This is a genomic window from Halogeometricum sp. S3BR5-2 (genome assembly GCF_031624635.1).
Classification (GTDB): Archaea; Halobacteriota; Halobacteria; order Halobacteriales; family Haloferacaceae; genus Halogeometricum; species Halogeometricum luteum.
The window spans coordinates 781,961-798,586 of the sequence record NZ_JAMQOQ010000002.1 but is presented as its reverse complement, the minus strand read 5'-3'; the positions used below and the strand labels follow the sequence as shown (position 1 = coordinate 798,586).

Genomic DNA, 16,626 nt, shown 5'->3' with positions numbered 1-16,626 from the left:
AATGATACCGAAGTCAGACACTCTCTACACCCGGGGAATCGCAGAACGTACCTCCTCGGACGGCTATCTCTCCGACGCTACTCCTCGGCGGCGTCGGACTCCCATCCCTCGGTGAAGACGCGGTCCTCGTCGGCACCCGCCTCGACCAGCAGGTCCTCCGTCTCGACGACCATCTCGGGGACGCCGCAGACGTAGAAGTCCGTCTCTTCGAGGTCCATCTCGTCAAGCGCGTCCGGGAGGTGGTCCTGCACGTGGCCGGTCAGACCGTTCCACGTCTCGCTCTCGGCGTCCGAGAGAACGTAGTCGACGTCGAGGTTCGTCTCCTCCGCGCGGAGTTGGTCGAGGCTCTCGCGGAAGATGAGGTGCTCCTGGTCGCGTTCGCCGAACACGAGGCGGGCGTCGCCCTCGCCCTCGCGGGCGTACTGCTTGACCATCGGATACAGCGGCGTGATGCCCGTTCCCGTGGCGAGGAAGACGGCGTCGCGGTCGAAGTCGCGCACGTGGAGGTTGCCGTCGACCTCCTCTACCTCTATCTCGTCGCCCGGCGTTCGCTCGTGCATGAAGACGGAGCCGGTGCCGTCGTCGTAGCGCTTGATGGCGAGGACGAGTTGGTTCGTCCCCGGCAGGTTCGCCGCCGTGTAGGGACGCGCCTCCTCCTCGCCGTCGGCCTCGAAGTGGACCATCGTGTGCTGGCCCGGGTCGTACTCGAAAGCGTGGTCGTCCGCGACCAGGCGGAACTGTTTGACGTCCGGCGTCATCCGGTGTACGTCCGCGACGGTGACCGTGAGCGTCATATTCCCGGCTTAGGAGTGAACGCGCAAAGGCGTGCTGGCGGGCCGTCGGACGGTCACCGAACACAGAACTATCAGCCTCCTCCGTGAACCGTCTCCCGATGCCCCGACCGTTCCTCACCGCCCGCTGGCGCAACCTCCTCAACCTCACCTACGCCGTCCCGCCGGAGACGCTGGAACCGCACTGCCCGGACGGCGTCGAACTGGAGGTGCAGGACGGCGAGAGCTTCGTCAGCCTGGTCGGCTTCGACTTCGAGGACACCCGCGTCTTCGGCGTCCCGTGGCCCGGCTACCGCCACTTCCCCGAACTGAACCTCCGCTTCTACGTGCGCTACGAGGGCGAACGCGGCGTCGTCTTCGTCGGGGAGTACGTCCCGAAGCGCCTCGTCGCGTGGATGGCCCGCGGCATCTACAACGAACCGTACACCTACGCGCCGATGAAGCGCGCCGAGCGAATCGGCGAGGGCCGCCGGTCGTACTGGCTCGGAATCCGACGCGGCGGCGAGACGCACTCGTTCACCGTCGAGACGAACGACGCCTCGCCGTCGGTTCCGTCCGAGGACACGCCCGCGTACTTCTTCAAAGAGCACGAGTGGGGGTTCGGCGAGGGCCACCGCGGCGCGACGAGGCGCTACCGCGTCGACCACCCGCAGTGGGCGACGTACGACCCGGTGGACGTCTCCTTGGACCTCGACTACGGCGTCCTGTACGGCGAGAAGTGGGCGTTCCTGAACGACGCGGAGCCGAGACACACCATCTTCGCGGAGGGGTCGGACGTGGCCGTCTATCCGTCCGAGGTGCTCTGAGGCGGCGGGTGCGGCGCGGCGCGGATCGGTCGCCTCCGCTCTCACCTGCCCGCCGCGTGCCGTTCGAGGACGGGGACGCGACTCCGGAGAAGCGAGCGCAGGTGGTCGGCGCCGTCGAGGACGGTCAGGTCCATGTCCGGAAGCCGCGCCACGAGGCGGCGCGCGCCGCCGACGGAAACGTTCGCGTCCTCGTCCCCGTGCCACAGACCGACCGGCGCGGCGACGTCTTCCGGTGAGAACTCCCACGGTCGGGCGAGCAGACGCGTCTCTGCGACGAATCCGCGCCGGTGACGGGCGAACGCCGCCGCGAAGTCGCGCGCGACCAGGTCGGCGACGCCGTTCGGGAGGTCCCCGTCGACGGAGGTGTACTGCGAGGCGACGAGCGACGGCGGGGCGCGCCGCGCGAGTCGGGCCTGTGCGCCGACCAGTCGCGCCGCCAGCGACGGCGCTCGCTCGCAGAGCGTCTCCAGGAGGCGGAGCGTCCGCGGGGGCGACGAACGGAGGGACGGGGGGACGGCGCCGGCGACGACGTCGACGCGACGCACGCGGTCGGCGCGCGTCGCCGCCGCGGCGAGGGCGCGCGGGCCGCCGCCGGAGAAGCCGACGAGGCCGACGCGCGAGGCGCCCGCCTCGTCCGCCACCGCGGCGACGACTCGCCCGGCGTCCGCCGGCGTCCGGGCCGGTTCGGCGTCCGAACGACCGTATCCCGGCCTGTCGGGGGCGAGGAGGCGGACGCCCGCCTCGGACGCCCGGTCCGCCAGCAGGCCGCCGAGGAGGCGCGACCCGGGGGTTCCGTGGAGGAAACAGACCGGGACGCCCTCGGGGTCGCCGTACTCGGCGTACGCGACGCGGCGACCGTCCGGCAGGCGGACCGACCGGGGGGCCGGCCCGTCGGCCGCCGACGACTCGCCGTCGGTCGGGCAATTCGTTTCCGTCGGTCCCGTCGCCGTCCGAGACGCCGCCTCCCCGTCCGCCGTACCGCCGCGACCCTCGTTCATCGCTCGGAGGTTCGTCCGCGAGGAGGGAGTCGGTACTCCCGGACCAGTGCGGCGTTTTATACTCTCCCGTTCCCGCGTCTCCGGCGTGAACCGAGTCGCGTTCGGCGTCACCTACCCGCCGGAGCGAATCCACCCGCTCCACCGCCGACTGACGCGGGTCGACGACGCCTCGCGGATGGAACTGCTCGCGTGGGGGCCGACGGACGAGGTGACGACGCTGTCGTGGTTCGACACCTCGCCCGAGACGACGCGCGGACTGCTCGCGGCGGTGGAGTCGGCGGCGACGACCGCTCTCGTTGCGGAGGACGGCGGCACCTACGCCTTCGTCCGCCAGACGCGCTTCGAGTTCGACGACGCCCTGTTGGCCGCCGTCGCGGGGGCGCGAGTGGCGTTCCTCCCGCCGGTGACGTTCCGCGGGGACGGGACGGCGACGGTCGAAGCGGTCGGCGAGCGCGCGGCGCTGAGCGAGTTCTACGAGACGCTCGACGAGTTGGTCGACGTGCGGGTCGAACGCGTCCGCGACTTCCGGCGGGGCGGGTCGACGCCGGCGCTCACCGACCGGCGGCGCGAGGCGGTGGCGGCGGCGTCGGCGGTCGGGTACTACGACGTTCCTCGGACGGGCACCGTCGCGGACGTCGCGGCCGAACTCGACTGCGCGAAGAGCACCGCGGGCGAACTGCTCCGCCGCGCGGAGGCGGCGCTGGTCGACGAGTTCACGTCGCGGGAGTCGCTCGACGGGGGCGAAAACGGGTGTGTTCGGTAGGGGAGCGGTCGGCCGCCCGGAACGGGATTCAGGACAGCGAGTCGTAGTCGTAGTTCGACGTCGCCTCGGAGAACTCCTCCAGCGCCGCCTTGTCCTCGTCGAGGTTCTGCTGCAGCAGTTCCGCCGCGTCTTCGCGGCCGCTCTCGCGGGCGAGGGCGACGAGGCTCTCGTACGCCGACTGCTCGTACCGTTCGGTCTTCGTCGCGGTGACGAGGTTGTAGTAGTCCAGAAGGGGACCGGAGTCGCCCTCCTCGAGGAACTCCTCCCACTCGGTCAGGAGACCCTCGATTCCCTCGCACTCCTCGGTCTGCGGCGGTTCGCCGGACTCCTCGAACACCTCGACCAGTCGGTCGATGTGCGTCGCCGTCTCGTCGAGGTGCGAGCGGAACAGTTCTTCGACTTCCTCGTCCTCGCTCGACTCCGCCATCCGCTCGTACGCGGTGGTGAGTTCGTGGGCGGCGAAGTAGATGTCTTGCAGTTCGTGCTCGAACAGTTCGTCCGCGTTCGCGACAGACATGCGGATGCGTACAGTGGCGTGCGCCGGAATACGCTTGTGGCCCGAGCGGCCTCCGAAAATGCCGAGAACCTCCCGCTCAGAGCGTGTCTCCGAGGCGTTCGGTCGCCGTCTCGTTGACGAAGTAGGTCGCCTCGTACGGGCGACCGTCGGCGATGCCGGTGGGCCGTCCGCTCCCGTCGTCGCCGAAGGTGTAGTAGAAGCCGACGGAGACGACCACCTCGTAGCCGTCGCCGCGTTCTTCGACCGACTGCACGCCGGCGCCGACGACTATCTCCCGCAACTCCTCGGTCTCTTCTTCGACGATGGCGTTGTGGCGGTACACCTCCTCGTGCGCGGCGGCGTACGGGCCGACCGTCTCGGCGTCGAGCGTCGGGGGTCGTTCGGGGTACTCGCGCGGTTCGACGGCGTCGCCGCCCGTCAGTCCGCCCAGACAGCCCGCGAACACCGCCGACACGGCGACCGCGAGGGCGAAGAGAAATCTCGGATGCACGCCGGTTCCGTTCGCTCGCCGAGCAGATATAGCCGTCCGGCCCCGCCGACCCGGTGACCGAGAGCGGCCGACCGCGTCGGGGCGAGGATTCAACTCGACGGGGTGAGAGTCCCCGCGTATGCCAAGGACGACTATCGCCGAGTTCTCCGTGGAGTCGCTCGAAATCCTCGCCCCCGACGGGAGCGTCGACGAGGAGTTGGAGCCCTCGCTCTCCGAGGAGACGCTGTTCGACATCTACCGGACGATGCGGCGCGCGCGCCGACTCGACGAACGCGCCGTCGCCCTCCAGCGACGGGGGGAGTTGGGGACGTACGCGCCCGGCGTCGGACAGGAGGCCGCGCAGGTGGCCAGCGCCGCCGCCCTCGCCGAGGACGACTGGGTCGTCCCGGCGTTCAGAGAGCAGGCGGCCCTGCTGACGCGCGGCGCGTCGATGGAGAACGTCCTCGCCTACGCGATGGGGCTCGAAGAGGGCGCCGAGAGTTCGGCCGAAGACCGGGCGCTCCCGCCGGCGATTCCGGTCGGGTCGCAGGCGCTGCACGCCGTCGGCATCGGCTGGGCGCAGGCGATACGCGACGAGGACGCCGCCGCCATCGCGTACTTCGGCGACGGCGCCACGTCGACGGGCGACGTGTACGAGGCGCTGAACTCCGCGGGCGCCTACGGCGCGCACACCGTCTTCCTCTGTCAGAACAACCAGTACGCCATCTCGACGCCCAGAGAGAACCAGACGCGCGCGGAGACGCTGGCGCAGAAGGCCGTCGCGGCCGGTATCGACGGGATTCAGGTGGACGGCAACGACGCCCTGGCGGTGTACGAGGCGACGCGGTTGGCGCTGGAACGCGCGCGCGAGGGCGACCCCGTGTTGGTCGAGGCGCTGACGTACCGCCGGTCGATGCACACTACCTCCGACGACCCGCGGAAGTACCGCGAGGAGGAAGAGGAGGTCGACTGGGACCGCAGAGACCCCATCGCCCGGTTCGAGGCGTACCTCCGCGGGCGCGGGATACTCACCGACGAACGGGTCGAGGAACTCGCGGCGGAGATAGAGGCCGAACTCGAGGACGCTATCGCGGCCGCGAAGGGGACGGCAGCCGAGGCCGACCCCGCCGACATGTTCGAGTACGCCTACGCGGAGACGCCGCCGTGGCTGAAGCGTCAGGCGGCCGCGTTCGAGGGAGGTGAGGCCGATGGCGAGTGACCTGCGACTGGTCGAGGCGGTGAAGGCGACGCTCGGCGAGGAGATGGCGCGCGACGACTCGGTCGTCCTCTACGGCGAGGACGTCGGCGTCGCGGGCGGCGTCTTCCGCGCGACGGACGGCCTGCTGGACGAGTTCCCGAACCGCGTGTACGACTCCCCGCTCGGCGAATCGGGCATCGTCGGCACCGGCGTCGGCCTCGCCGCCGCCGGGATGCGGCCCGTCGCGGAGATACAGTTCCAGTCGTTCCTCTACCAGGGGTTCGCGCAGTTACAGCAGCACGCCGCCCGCCTCCGGAGTCGCTCGCGCGGCGGGTTCGCCTGTCCGATGACGATTCGGACGCCGTACGGCGGCGGCATCCACGCGCTCGAACACCACTCCGAGAGCTTCGAGGCCGGGTTCGCCCACGTTCCCGGACTGAAGGTGGTGATTCCCTCCTCGCCCGCCGACGGCAAGGGCCTGCTCGCGGCGTCGATTCGGGACCCCGACCCGGTCGTGTTCATGGAACCGACGCGGCTGTACCGGTCGCTCCGCGAGTCCGTCCCCGACGGCGACCACGTGGTTCCGCTGGGCGAGGCGACGGTGGCCGAGGAGGGAGCGGACGTGACCGTCGTCGCGTGGGGGTCGATGCTCCAACGGACGCTGAGCGCCGTCGACGACGTCGACGCGGACGTGGAAGTCGTCGACCCGCGAACCATCTACCCACTCGACACGGACACCATCACCGAGTCGGTGAAGAAGACGGGACGGTGCGTCGTCGTCCACGAGGCGCCGGGGACGGCCGGCTTCGGCGCCGAAATCGTCTCGCGCCTCACCGAGACGGCGTTCTACCACCTCGAAGCGCCGCCCGAACGGGTCACCGGCTACGACGTGCCGGTGCCGATGTTCGCCCGCGAGGACGCCTACCTCCCGGACGAGGAGCGCATCGCCGCCGGGATTCGCCGGGCCGTCGAGGCCTGAGGCGGCGCGGGCGGAGGGGCAGTCGGACAGTCGGCGCGTGTCGGCCAGCGTCGCTCGCCGGCCGACCAAACGATAATGGGAGTCGCCTCCGTGGGATTCGACAGCACGGTTCGGGTCGCCCGTCGTCGCCGCCGAGCGGGGGCGCCCCCGTCGACGCCGCGACCCGTCCGCGGACGAGGACCGCGCCCCACGCTCCCATGTACGAACACGACATCACGCTGACGGTGAACGGTGCGACGGAGGAACTGACGGTCGAGTCGCGCACGCTGCTCGTCCACGCCCTGCGCGACGGACTGGACTACACCGGCCCGAACGTCGGTTGTGAGAGCGGGAAGTGCGGCGTCTGCACGGTCCACCTCGACGGCGAGGCGGTCAAGTCCTGCACGCTCTTGGCCGTGCAGGCGGACGGCGGGGAGGTGACGACGGTCGAGGGGTTGGCCGGGGAGAAAGGAGGAACCGCCGGCGTCGACGACCCCGCGGACGCCCTCCACCCCATCCAGCGCGCGTTCCACGAGGAGCACGGCCTCCAGTGCGGCTACTGCACCCCGGGGATGGTGATGACGGCGGCGCAGGTGCTCGAAGAGAACCCGGACCCCTCGCGCGAGGCGATTCGCGCGTCGCTGAAGGGAAACATCTGCCGCTGTACGGGCTACCACAACGTCGTGAACGCCGTCGAGTCGGCCGCCGACTCGCTGCGGAACCTCGATGCCCCGACGGGAGGCCGGTGAGATGTTTCCGCCGCAGTTCGGCTACCGGCGGGCGGGGAGCGTCGCGGAGGCGGTGGACCTCCTTGCGGAGTTCTCCGACCGGGACGTGCGGGTGCTGGCCGGCGGCCACGGTCTGCTGCCGGACCTGAAGGCCGGCCGCGAGGCCCCCGACGTGCTCGTCGATATCGGCGGTATCGACGACCTGCGGTACGTCGAGGCGGGCGACGGAGCGGTCGCCGTCGGGGCGCTGACGACGTACGCCGACGCGGTGGAGAGCGAGGCGCTGTGGTCCCGCGCGACGGCGTTCGCGGAGGCCGTCTCGCGCGTCGGCGACGTGCAGATACGCAACCGCGGCACCGTCGGCGGCAACCTCGCGCAGGCCGACCCGTCGGCCGACCCGCCCGCGGCGGCCCTCGCCTCGGAGGCGACGCTCGTCGCTCGCGGTCCGGACGGAGTACGGGAGGTCGACGCCGCGAAGTTCTTCGCGGGCGGTGGCGGGACGGCCCTGCGCGACGGGGAGATTCTGACCGAGGTTCGACTTCCGACCGCGGACGGAGCCGAGAAGCGCGAGGCGGCCGTCGGCGGGGCCTATGTCAAGAAAACGCACCCCGCGTCGGGGTACGCGCTGGTCGGCGTCGCCGCCGTCGTAACCGTCGAAGACGGGCGTGTCACCGACGCCCGCGTCGCCGTCGACGGCGTGACCGACCCGCCGCGGCGACTCGCGCCCGTCGAGAGCGCCCTCGAAGGCGAGTCGGCGGACGCCGACAGCGTCGACTCCGCCGCCGACCGGGCGGCCGAGGGCGTCGACCCGGAGGCGGCCGTCTCGGACGCGTACGCCTCCGGCGCGTACCGCGTCGAGGTGCTCTCCGTCCACGTTCGCCGAGCGTTGGAGACGGCGCTGGACCGGGCGACGGGCGCGGCGGCGACGCCGACCGGACCGCCGCATCGCTCCGCCGCGGCCGACGGAGGTGACCGCCGGTGAGCGACGCGCGCGACGGGCGGGTCGGCGGTGACGCGTCCGACGTGTCGGCCGGGTCGTCCTCGGAGGACCGACTCGTCGGGCGGAGAATCGACCGCCGCGAGGACGCCGAACTGCTCACCGGGCGGGCGACGTACACCGACGACCTCTCGGCGGACGCGGCGCACCTCGCGTTCGTCCGGAGTCCGGTCGGTCACGGCCGAATCGAGTCGATAGACGCGAGCGAGGCCGAGGGGATGGGAGACGTCCTCGGCGTCTACGAGTGGGACGATATCGACGCCTCGCCGTCGCCCGGCGTCCTGCCCATCCGGACCGAGTCGCTGGACTGCGAGGTACCGGGACACCCGGTGCTCGCCCGCGACCGGATTCGCTACGAGGGCCAACCCGTCGCCGCCGTCGTCGCCGAGGACCGCTACGTCGCCCGCGACGCCGTCGAGGCGGTGGACGTGAGATACGAGACGCGTCCGGCCGTCGTCGACCCAGCCGAGGCGACCGAAGCGGGGGCGCCGACGCTGTACGACGGGGTTCCGAACAACGTCGCCCTCGACGCCGAACTCGGGGACGAGGCGGCGACCGAGGAGGCGTTCGCGGCCGCCGACCGGGTGGTGGAACTGGAGTTAGTGAACAACCGCCTGATCGCCAGCGCCCTCGAACCGCGGGCGGCCCTCGCGCGCTACGACGCCGACAGGGGGCAGTTCACCGTCGAGATGACGAGTCAGTCGCCGCACGGCCACCGGCGCAAGCTTTCGGAGACGCTCGGCGTCGACGAGGGGCGGGTCCGGGTCGTCGTTCCGCGCGTCGGCGGCGGGTTCGGGCACAAGGGACACCACCACCCGGGCGAGGCGATGGCCGCGTGGTGCGCCCGCGAACTCTACCGGCCGGTCAAGTGGACGGCGACCCGTTCGGAGAACTACCGCGAGGGGGCGCACGCCCGCGACCACCGGACGAGCGCGGAACTGGCCGTCGACGACGACGGTTCGGTACGGGGTCTGCGCGTCGACACGCGCGCCGCCGTCGGCGGCTACGGCCTCGGCGGCGGCGCCTCGATGCCGGCGTGGTACGGCCGTCTCCTGTCGAGTCAGTACCGCATCCCCGCGATTCACTGCCGGACGCGCGCCGTCTTCACGAACACCGCGCCGGTGCACTCCTACCGCGGCGCGGGCCGCCCGGAAGCCATCTACGTGACCGAGCGACTGATGGACGTCGTCGCGGACGAACTCGGCATCGACCCCGTCGAACTCCGGCGGCGGAACCTCGTCGGACCCGAGGAGTTCCCGTACGAGACGGCCGTCGGCGCCTCCTACGACAGCGGCGACTACGAGACGGCCTTGGACGAGGCGCTGGACGCAATCGGGTACGACGAGGCGCGCGACCGGGCGGGCGAACCGGCCGACGACGGCCGCTACCGCGGCGTCGGCGTCGCCTGCTTCACCGAGTCGACGGGCGGCGGTTTCGAACGCGGCGTCGTCCGCGTCCGCCCCGACGGGAGCGTCGTCGTCTTCGCGGGCACCCACTCGCACGGACAGGGCCACGAGACGACGTACGCCCAACTCGTCGCCGACGAACTCGGCGTCCCGTACGACGACGTCGAGGTGGTCGAGGGCGACACCGACGACACGCCCGACGGCACGGGCACGTTCGGCAGTCGAAGCACGATTACGGGCGGGAGCGCCGTCGTCGAGAGCGCGCGAGACGTGCTGCGGGAGGCCCGGAGCGTCGCGGCCGGCCGCTTGGGCGTCGACGCCGCCGACGTCGTCTCGGAGGCCGGCGCGTTCCGCGTCGTCGGCCGGCCCGAGCGTTCGGTGTCGTTCGCGGCCGTCGCGCGCGCCGCCGTCGAATCCGAAGAGGGGGAGGCGAGGAGCGAGAACGGGAGCGACGCGGACGGCGACGCCGCCGTCGCCTTCGAGGCGTCGACGCGCTACGAACCGGACGGCACGGCGTACGCGTTCGGAACGCACGCCGCCCGCGTCGCCGTCGACGCCGAGACGGGCGCGGTGGAAGTAGAGCGGTACGTCGCCGTCGACGACTGCGGCGAACGCGTCAACCCGACCATCGTCGAGGGGCAGGTGCACGGCGGCGTCGCGCAGGGCATCGGACAGGCGCGCTCCGAGGGCGCGGCGTACGGCGACGACGGGACGCTCTTGACCGACTCGATGCTGTCGTACGCCCTGCCGCGGGCCACCTCCGTCCCGGACATCGAGACGCGCGCGACGGTGACGCCGAGTCCGCGCAACCCCATCGGCGTCAAGGGCATCGGCGAGGCGGGCACCATCGCCGCGCCGCCGACGGTGGTGAACGCCGTCGTCGACGCGCTCTCGCCCCTCGGAATCCGGCACGTCGACATGCCGCTGACCGAGGAGAACGTCCTCGACGCGATACGCGAGACCGACGGCGCGTGAGGACGCGGCGCTCCGTTAGAAACTCTCGCCGAGGCTCGTCGGGTCCACCTCGAATCCGGCCTCGAAGACGCCCTTCGGAATCTTCCCGTGGATTCCCTTGTTGATGTCGACTATCTGTGAAACGTTGAAGTCGGCCGCCAGACTGCACAGGCGGTAGGCCTCCGTCGGCGTCATCCCCTTCTGGTGGACGAGGACGGAGATAGCCTCCCGAAGGGCCTGTTCCATCGCCTGGTCGAGGTCCTCGTCGATGCCCATCACCAGCACGTCCTCGTCCGTCTCCGCGACGGGCCAGTCCATCTGCTCGGCGTCCTTGTGAAGGGTGAACCGGAACGTCGACGTCAGCGACGTCTCCAGCGCCGTGAGGTCCACCTCGCCGTTCCCCTGCAGCGCGTGGCCGTCGCCGGTGAAGAACAGGGCACCCTCGGTGAACACGGGGAAGTAGAGCGTCGTCCCGGTGCCCGTCCCTTGAATGTCGATGTTACCGCCGAACGGACCCGGTGGGACGGAGTTCACCCGCCCCGTCGTGGGACTCGGGCCGACCGCCATGATTCCCTGAAACGGGGTCAGCGGGATTTCGATGTCGTCGCCGAGCAACGCCACGCCGCGCTCTATGTCGAACTCGATGACCTCGCTGTCGTTCCACGTGAACTCGGAGGGCAACCCTCCCTTCCCCTGCCGGAAGGTGTTCGCACCGTACGGGACGCGGAATTCGATATCGAGCACTTCCACCTCCAAGACGTCCCCCGGTTCTGCGCCCTCGACGTACACCGGGCCGGTGACGACGTGGGGTCCCGCTCCGTCGTGCGGAACCTCGTCGTGCACCCGGACCTGGTCCTCCAGAATCTCCGACTCCGGGATGCCCCGGTTCGTGAAGAACTCCTCGGGGTCGGGTTGGTCCTCCAAGATTCCCTCGTGCGAAATCGTCTCGATTCGAACGGTGGAACCCGACGACACCCGCTGCACCGGCTCTTTCGTCGGGTCGATTGCCCCCCAGACGACGTTCTCGGGTGTCGACTCCACGACGTAGTCGGCCTCGTAGGTGCCCTCGGAGTCCTCGTCTTCCCCGTCGGTCGCCGTTTCGGTTCCCTCCGCCGTTTCGGTCTCCTGTGCCGCCGTCACGTCGACGTTCTCTCCCAAGGTGGCCGCCCCGGCACCCGTGATTCCCAACGCGCTCGCCGCCTTCATCATGGTTCGTCTCTTCATTGCTACGTTCTCTCGAAGTGTCAGGAAGTGGATGTAAATGCCCGTTTGTGCGAGTTTTGCGACCCGATCTGGATAATACGACCTATTGACTACTTCTGAGCCAACTAACGGATACGTTTTCTCCCACACGTTGGCATACTCCCGGGAAATTCTCCGAACCGAGACCAGACCTGCGTTTCGGAGGGCGACGACTGGGAGTGACTCCGGCGTATCGACTGCTCGTCGAGTAGTCGGAGAGCGCGTTCGCGGGTGTCGCTCGGATACGGAAAGTGTCGCCCGAGACACTAACGGCCGGTCTCATCCCGAGGCGGCGTGCCGCGTCGACCGGGAAACCCTCGTGTCAGGCGGTCCGTCTTTGCGGCGCGGACGGTCCGGAACTGTCGCGCACCTGGGTTCTCCGCCTGTTCATCGCTCCCGTGACGGGACAACTCGGGCGGGGACTAACGGCGCGCACCCGAGGGTACGACGCTGAGGATAAAGGGCGTTCCGACTCGCTCAGAGCGCGTACTCCTCCTCCGATAGCTGGACGTAGCGGTCGCCGCGGAACTTGCGCTTGGCCCGTTTGTACCGGGTGGCGAACCGGCCGACGGTGAGGCCCATCTTGAGGGTGCTCGCGCTCAGGTCGAACAGTTCCCCCGGCGAACTCGCCGCCATCATCTTCCGCGCGGCGGCGAACGCGTCGTCCCAGTCGTCGGGGCCGTACCCCCGGACGATGTCCGCGAAAGCGACGTTGCGCCGCACCTCGTCGCCGATGGCGTCCTTCCAGCGGTCGTTGTACGCCGAGAGGTCGCCCGAGGCGGCGAGTTCGCCCGCGATGGCGCCCGTGCGCACGGCGACGTGGTCGCCGCCCTCGTGGAACGCCGAGGTGGCGCCCATCGCGCCGCCGGTGACGGCGATACCGGCCGCCGTCGGCGATTCGATTGGCCGGGTCGACGATATCGCGTACGTCTCGGTTCCCTTCGTCTTCCCGCGGTCCTCGACGAGCGGGAAGTCCTCCTCGATGTCGTACTCGTCGCCGTACTCCTGTTCGAGCAGTCGCCGGACGTACTCCTTGCCCTGCGGGACTCGCTCGTCGGAGTCGCGCAGAAGCTTGTACTTCTCTCTGGCCTCTACCTCCGAGAGGTCGATGCCGATGGGCATCGTCAACCCGATGCGGGCGACGTTGTCGTCGTTCGGGAATATCCACGGATAGGCCGTGTGGCCGGGCATGTACCCCCACCAGAATTTGATGGCGCCCTCCACCTCGCGGGCGACTTCCTCCGGCAGGCGACGGTGTTCCTGGTAGGCGATGTGGTTCACCTTCGTCGTCGCCAGTCGGTCGGTGACGTCGAAGTCGAGATAGCGGTCGAGCACCCGGTTGGTCACCTGTCGCTGCGGACCGTCCGCGAGGACGAGGAACTCGCCCGCCACGTCGTCGCCGTTCGCGAGGCGGACGGTGTGGCGCGGACTCGCTCCCAACTCGGTGTCCACGTCGCGGACGGAGGCCTTCACGCGGTACTCCGCGCCCGCGTCCTCCGCCCTGTCGCGGAGGAAGTCGTCGAAGCGCGCGCGGTGCATGCAGAAGCCGAAGTGGTCGTACGAGGCGTCGAACCCGGTCGTCCGCATCGTCATCGACTCGTTCGGCCCGACGAACTCCGCGCGGTCCAGCGTCGAGAGGACGACCCCCTCGGGCATCTCGTCGGGGTGGATGCCCATGATGTCGACCCAGTAGTCGAGGATGCCCGCGGCGTCCGTCGAGTCGGGACCGAGGCGGTCCGGGCGGTCCGCCCGCGGCACCCCTTTCTCCAGCACCACCGCCGACGCGCCCGACTCCGCGGCGGCGTGCGCGGCGGCCGACCCCGCGGGGCCGCCGCCGACGATGACGACGTCGAATCGCTCCATGCCGATACTGCTTCTCGGTTCGATATTAAACCCGGTGAACCGGCGACGGCGCCCTCACTCGCCTCCGTCGGGAACGGTCGCGGCGCCGGTGAAGACGAACCGCGCCCCGCCGCCGTCCGCGTCGTCGACGCGCACCGACCACCCGTGGGACTCGGCCATCGTCCTGACGATGGAGAGACCGAGGCCGGTGCCCCGCCGAGAGGTGGTGTAGCCGTACTCGAAGACCTGCTCGCGTTCGACGGGGTCGACGCCCTCGCCGTCGTCGGAGACGACGAAGCCGTCGTCCGTTATCGCCACCTCGATGCGGACGCCTCGGCCGTCGCCGGACCCGTGCTCCACCGAGTTCCGAAACAGGTTTTCGAAGACGCTGAGCAGGCGCGAGCGGTCCGCGACGACGACGCCGTCGGCGACGACGGCCAGCGTCGCCCCCGCCGTCGGGACGGTGCTCCACGCCGCCTCCGCCGCCTCCCCGAGGCGGACGCGTTCGGTCTCCTCGACCGATTTGCCCTTCCGCGCCAGCGTCTGCAGGTCGTCGACGATGTCGCGCATCCGGTCGTGCGTGTCGGCGACGGTGTCGAATCGCTCCCGGAGGGACGCCGCCCGCGCGGGGTCCAAGGTCCCGGTCGCGGCGGCGTCCACGTCGCCGTCGGCGAGTTCGAGATAGCCCTGCGCGACGTTCAGCGGGTTCCGCAGGTCGTGGGTGACCGTCCGGGCGAACCGGTCGAGTTGCTCGTTCTGTCGCTCCAGTTCGCGCCGGTAGGCGACGAGGGCGGTCACGTCCTGGAAGACGAGGGCGCGGCCGGTGCTCGCCCCCGTCGAGGGGGTCGAACGGCGGACGGCGAAGTGGCGCCAGTCGCCGCCCACCCGGAGGCTGACCTCCTCGGCGTCGTCGTCGTCGCTCGTCTCGCCGGCGTCCGTCCCCTCGTCGAGTCGAAGCGGAACCACGGCGGCGAGTTCCGCGCAGGCCGTCTCGTAGGGGTCGCCGACGGCGTCGCCGTCGGCGAGTCGGTCGCAGAGCGCCGCGGCCGCGGCGTTGTAGTCCGCGACCCGGCCGCGCCCGTCGACGACGACGACGGGGTCGCTCAACTCCTCGAACAACACGTCGCGGGCCACGGGGTCGACGCTGAGGAAGCCGCGTCCGAAGACCGAGACGGCGGCGCCGACGACGAAGAACCCGACACCGAGGGCCGTGTGGTCGAACGTCGGGACGGGCACCAGTCCCGCCTCCTCTGCGGCCCGCGGGAGCGTCGCGACGACGGCGGTGACGACCAGCAGGGCGACGGCGCCGGAGGAGCGGTGCCGCGACCGGAGCGACAGCGACCCGAGGCGGGCGATACCGGCGAAGATGCACACCCCGGAGTACGCGAGTCCGGCGAGCGAGGACGGGTCGTCGCGGGCGACGGTGTGCGGGAACGGAGCGTCCGCGAGGAGGAACGGGTCCGGCGCCGTCAGCACCGCCGCGACGAGGGCGATGTAGCCGGCGAGAACGGCGAGCATCGCGGGGTCGCGGCGGACGCGGGTCCGTCCGCTGTAGACGGAGGCGAAGCGGAACCAGACCACGACGACGGTCAGGGCGAGCAGCGTTCGGGTGACGGCCGCCGAGACGACGAGCGAGGGCCGGCGGGCGAGCACCTCGACCCCGGAAGCCAGCACCCAGGCGGCGTCGGCGGCCATCAGCGCGGCGAACGTCCGCGACCCGGTTACGTCCGTCCGACGGAGCGCCCACAGGGCGGCCGACGCCGCGACCACACCCGAGAGGAGGTGCGCGAACAGGTACGCCGTCGTCGGGTCTTCGAACACGACTCTGTCGGTGAACTCTCACCTCGTCCGTCCTTAATTGATTCGTCTGCCGAGCGACACGACGGACGCCACCGGAAACGGCACCGCCCGCCGGATGAGGTGGTCCTTTGTAGCCGCTTTCGGAAGGGACTGCCAACGATGAGTCAAGACGACGCCCCCGACATCGCGGTGCTCCGACAGAAGATTCACGGACTGTCCGCCGAGGAGTACGCGGAGACGCTCGGAGAGCGGCTTCCCGAGAAGGATATCGCCCTCGCGCGGACGCCGGCGGAGGAGCGGGAGCTTCTGAAACGGGTGCCTGTCGCGACCGGCTTTTCCATCGAGGAGGACGCACTCGAAGCGGCGGAGAACCTCGAACTGTTCGCCTGCGTGTTCGCGGGAACGGGCCACCTCCCCCTCGAAGCGCTCGACGACCGCGGCGTCGCCGTCACCAACGCCTCGGGCGTCCACGGGCCGAACATCGCCGAGCAAGTGCTCGGGGGCATCCTCTCCTTCTCCCGCCGCTTCCACGTCGGCTGGCGGCAGAAACAGCGCAACGAGTGGCGCTCGTACCCTACCTACGAGCTACAGGGCTCGACGGTGACGGTGCTCGGACTCGGCGCCATCGGACAGGCCGTCGTCGACCGTCTGGAACCGTTCGGCGTCGACACTATCGGCGTGCGCTACTCCCCGGAGAAGGGCGGCCCCACGGACGAAGTCGTCGGCTTCGAGGACGAGTCGGGATTCCACGACGCCCTCGCCCGTTCGGACTACGTCGTCGTCGCCTGTCCGCTCACCGACACCACGCGGGGTATCCTCGACGCGGACGCGTTCAAGACGATGGACCCCGAAACGGTGCTGATAAACGTCGGCCGCGGCCCCGTCGTCGACACCGACGCCCTGCTGGACGCCCTGCGCGGCAACGCCGTCCGCGGCGCCGCTCTCGACGTAACCGACCCCGAACCGCTCCCGGACGACCACGAACTGTGGGGCTTCGACAACGTGCTCATCACGCCGCACAACGCGGGTCACACGCCGGAGTACTGGGAGCGCATGACCGACATCATCGAGGAGAATCTGGAGCGGTTGGAATCCGGTGAAGAAGAACTGCGGAATCAGGTGTAGGTAGTCGACTGATTTCGGGTCGTTCTCTCGCG

General features: G+C 70.4%; 15 protein-coding genes. 8 read left to right on the top strand and 7 right to left on the bottom strand.

The features are described from left to right. Positions 1–77: 77 nt before the first annotated feature. Positions 78–794, bottom strand: coding sequence for a ferredoxin--NADP reductase (locus NDI79_RS10640; protein WP_310928444.1), 717 nt, complete (start codon positions 792–794; stop codon positions 78–80). Positions 795–892: 98 nt separating this feature from the next. On the opposite strand from NDI79_RS10640, the gene NDI79_RS10635 reads away from it, so the two are divergent. Continuing rightward, complete coding sequence (locus NDI79_RS10635; protein ID WP_310928443.1) at positions 893–1,597, top strand: YqjF family protein; 705 nt, start codon at positions 893–895, stop codon at positions 1,595–1,597. Positions 1,598–1,638: 41 nt separating this feature from the next. Here NDI79_RS10635 and NDI79_RS10630 read toward each other — a convergent pair whose 3' ends face one another. Further along, the gene (locus NDI79_RS10630; protein WP_310928442.1) at positions 1,639–2,595 is read right to left on the bottom strand and encodes an alpha/beta fold hydrolase; all 957 of its coding nucleotides are present in this window, start codon (positions 2,593–2,595) and stop codon (positions 1,639–1,641) included. A gap of 85 nt (positions 2,596–2,680) precedes the next feature. On the opposite strand from NDI79_RS10630, the gene NDI79_RS10625 reads away from it, so the two are divergent. Next, on the top strand, positions 2,681–3,358 hold the full coding sequence (locus NDI79_RS10625; RefSeq protein ID WP_310928441.1) for a helix-turn-helix domain-containing protein: 678 nt from the start codon (positions 2,681–2,683) through the stop codon (positions 3,356–3,358). 28 nt (positions 3,359–3,386) lie between these two features. On the opposite strand, the gene NDI79_RS10620 is transcribed toward NDI79_RS10625, so the two are convergent. Together NDI79_RS10620 and NDI79_RS10615 are read right to left on the bottom strand one after the other, a co-directional pair. Then, on the bottom strand, positions 3,387–3,875 hold the full coding sequence (locus NDI79_RS10620; protein ID WP_310928440.1) for a YciE/YciF ferroxidase family protein: 489 nt from the start codon (positions 3,873–3,875) through the stop codon (positions 3,387–3,389). 76 nt (positions 3,876–3,951) lie between these two features. Beyond that, the gene (locus tag NDI79_RS10615) at positions 3,952–4,365 is read right to left on the bottom strand and encodes a hypothetical protein (protein WP_310928439.1); all 414 of its coding nucleotides are present in this window, start codon (positions 4,363–4,365) and stop codon (positions 3,952–3,954) included. Between the two features lie 118 nt (positions 4,366–4,483). Between NDI79_RS10615 and pdhA the strand changes: the two genes are divergently transcribed. The 5 genes from pdhA to NDI79_RS10590 all read left to right on the top strand — a co-directional run bounded on the left by pdhA (position 4,484) and on the right by NDI79_RS10590 (position 10,606). After that, the gene (gene pdhA, locus NDI79_RS10610; protein WP_310928438.1) at positions 4,484–5,563 is read left to right on the top strand and encodes a pyruvate dehydrogenase (acetyl-transferring) E1 component subunit alpha; all 1,080 of its coding nucleotides are present in this window, start codon (positions 4,484–4,486) and stop codon (positions 5,561–5,563) included. Continuing rightward, on the top strand, positions 5,553–6,521 hold the full coding sequence (locus tag NDI79_RS10605) for an alpha-ketoacid dehydrogenase subunit beta (RefSeq protein WP_310928437.1): 969 nt from the start codon (positions 5,553–5,555) through the stop codon (positions 6,519–6,521). Before pdhA ends, NDI79_RS10605 begins: the two co-directional genes overlap by 11 nt. 197 nt (positions 6,522–6,718) lie before the next feature. Beyond that, complete coding sequence (locus NDI79_RS10600; protein WP_310928436.1) at positions 6,719–7,249, top strand: (2Fe-2S)-binding protein; 531 nt, start codon at positions 6,719–6,721, stop codon at positions 7,247–7,249. Between the two features lies 1 nt (position 7,250). After that, positions 7,251–8,210, top strand: coding sequence for an FAD binding domain-containing protein (locus NDI79_RS10595; protein WP_310928435.1), 960 nt, complete (start codon positions 7,251–7,253; stop codon positions 8,208–8,210). Continuing rightward, positions 8,207–10,606: a xanthine dehydrogenase family protein molybdopterin-binding subunit gene (locus NDI79_RS10590; RefSeq protein WP_310928434.1), complete on the top strand. Its 2,400-nt coding sequence runs from the start codon at positions 8,207–8,209 to the stop codon at positions 10,604–10,606. Before NDI79_RS10595 ends, NDI79_RS10590 begins: the two co-directional genes overlap by 4 nt. A 15-nt stretch (positions 10,607–10,621) precedes the next feature. On the opposite strand, the gene NDI79_RS10585 is transcribed toward NDI79_RS10590, so the two are convergent. The 3 genes from NDI79_RS10585 to NDI79_RS10575 all read right to left on the bottom strand — a co-directional run bounded on the left by NDI79_RS10585 (position 10,622) and on the right by NDI79_RS10575 (position 15,490). Continuing rightward, positions 10,622–11,809 carry an acetamidase/formamidase family protein gene (locus NDI79_RS10585; RefSeq protein WP_310928433.1) on the bottom strand — a complete coding sequence of 396 codons (1,188 nt, stop codon included), beginning with the start codon at positions 11,807–11,809 and terminating at the stop codon, positions 10,622–10,624. Between the two features lie 495 nt (positions 11,810–12,304). Continuing rightward, entirely contained in the window at positions 12,305–13,690 is a 1,386-nt protein-coding gene (locus NDI79_RS10580) for an NAD(P)/FAD-dependent oxidoreductase (RefSeq protein ID WP_310928432.1), read from the bottom strand. A gap of 54 nt (positions 13,691–13,744) precedes the next feature. After that, positions 13,745–15,490, bottom strand: coding sequence for a sensor histidine kinase (locus tag NDI79_RS10575; RefSeq protein ID WP_310928431.1), 1,746 nt, complete (start codon positions 15,488–15,490; stop codon positions 13,745–13,747). 138 nt (positions 15,491–15,628) lie between these two features. On the opposite strand from NDI79_RS10575, the gene NDI79_RS10570 reads away from it, so the two are divergent. Continuing rightward, positions 15,629–16,594 carry a D-2-hydroxyacid dehydrogenase gene (locus NDI79_RS10570; RefSeq protein ID WP_310928430.1) on the top strand — a complete coding sequence of 322 codons (966 nt, stop codon included), beginning with the start codon at positions 15,629–15,631 and terminating at the stop codon, positions 16,592–16,594. Positions 16,595–16,626 lie beyond the last annotated feature (32 nt).

Excerpts from the sequence above, each read along its gene's own strand:
- NDI79_RS10640 (WP_310928444.1), bottom strand. The coding sequence starts at position 794 with ATGACGCTCACGGTCACCGTCGCGGACGTACACCGGATGACGCCGGAC.
- NDI79_RS10635 (WP_310928443.1), top strand. The coding sequence starts at position 893 with ATGCCCCGACCGTTCCTCACCGCCCGCTGGCGCAACCTCCTCAACCTC.
- NDI79_RS10630 (WP_310928442.1), bottom strand. The coding sequence starts at position 2,595 with ATGAACGAGGGTCGCGGCGGTACGGCGGACGGGGAGGCGGCGTCTCGG.
- NDI79_RS10620 (WP_310928440.1), bottom strand. The coding sequence starts at position 3,875 with ATGTCTGTCGCGAACGCGGACGAACTGTTCGAGCACGAACTGCAAGAC.
- pdhA (WP_310928438.1), top strand. The coding sequence starts at position 4,484 with ATGCCAAGGACGACTATCGCCGAGTTCTCCGTGGAGTCGCTCGAAATC.
- NDI79_RS10605 (WP_310928437.1), top strand. The coding sequence starts at position 5,553 with ATGGCGAGTGACCTGCGACTGGTCGAGGCGGTGAAGGCGACGCTCGGC.
- NDI79_RS10600 (WP_310928436.1), top strand. The coding sequence starts at position 6,719 with ATGTACGAACACGACATCACGCTGACGGTGAACGGTGCGACGGAGGAA.
- NDI79_RS10595 (WP_310928435.1), top strand. The coding sequence starts at position 7,251 with ATGTTTCCGCCGCAGTTCGGCTACCGGCGGGCGGGGAGCGTCGCGGAG.
- NDI79_RS10585 (WP_310928433.1), bottom strand. The coding sequence starts at position 11,809 with ATGAAGAGACGAACCATGATGAAGGCGGCGAGCGCGTTGGGAATCACG.
- NDI79_RS10580 (WP_310928432.1), bottom strand. The coding sequence starts at position 13,690 with ATGGAGCGATTCGACGTCGTCATCGTCGGCGGCGGCCCCGCGGGGTCG.
- NDI79_RS10570 (WP_310928430.1), top strand. The coding sequence starts at position 15,629 with ATGAGTCAAGACGACGCCCCCGACATCGCGGTGCTCCGACAGAAGATT.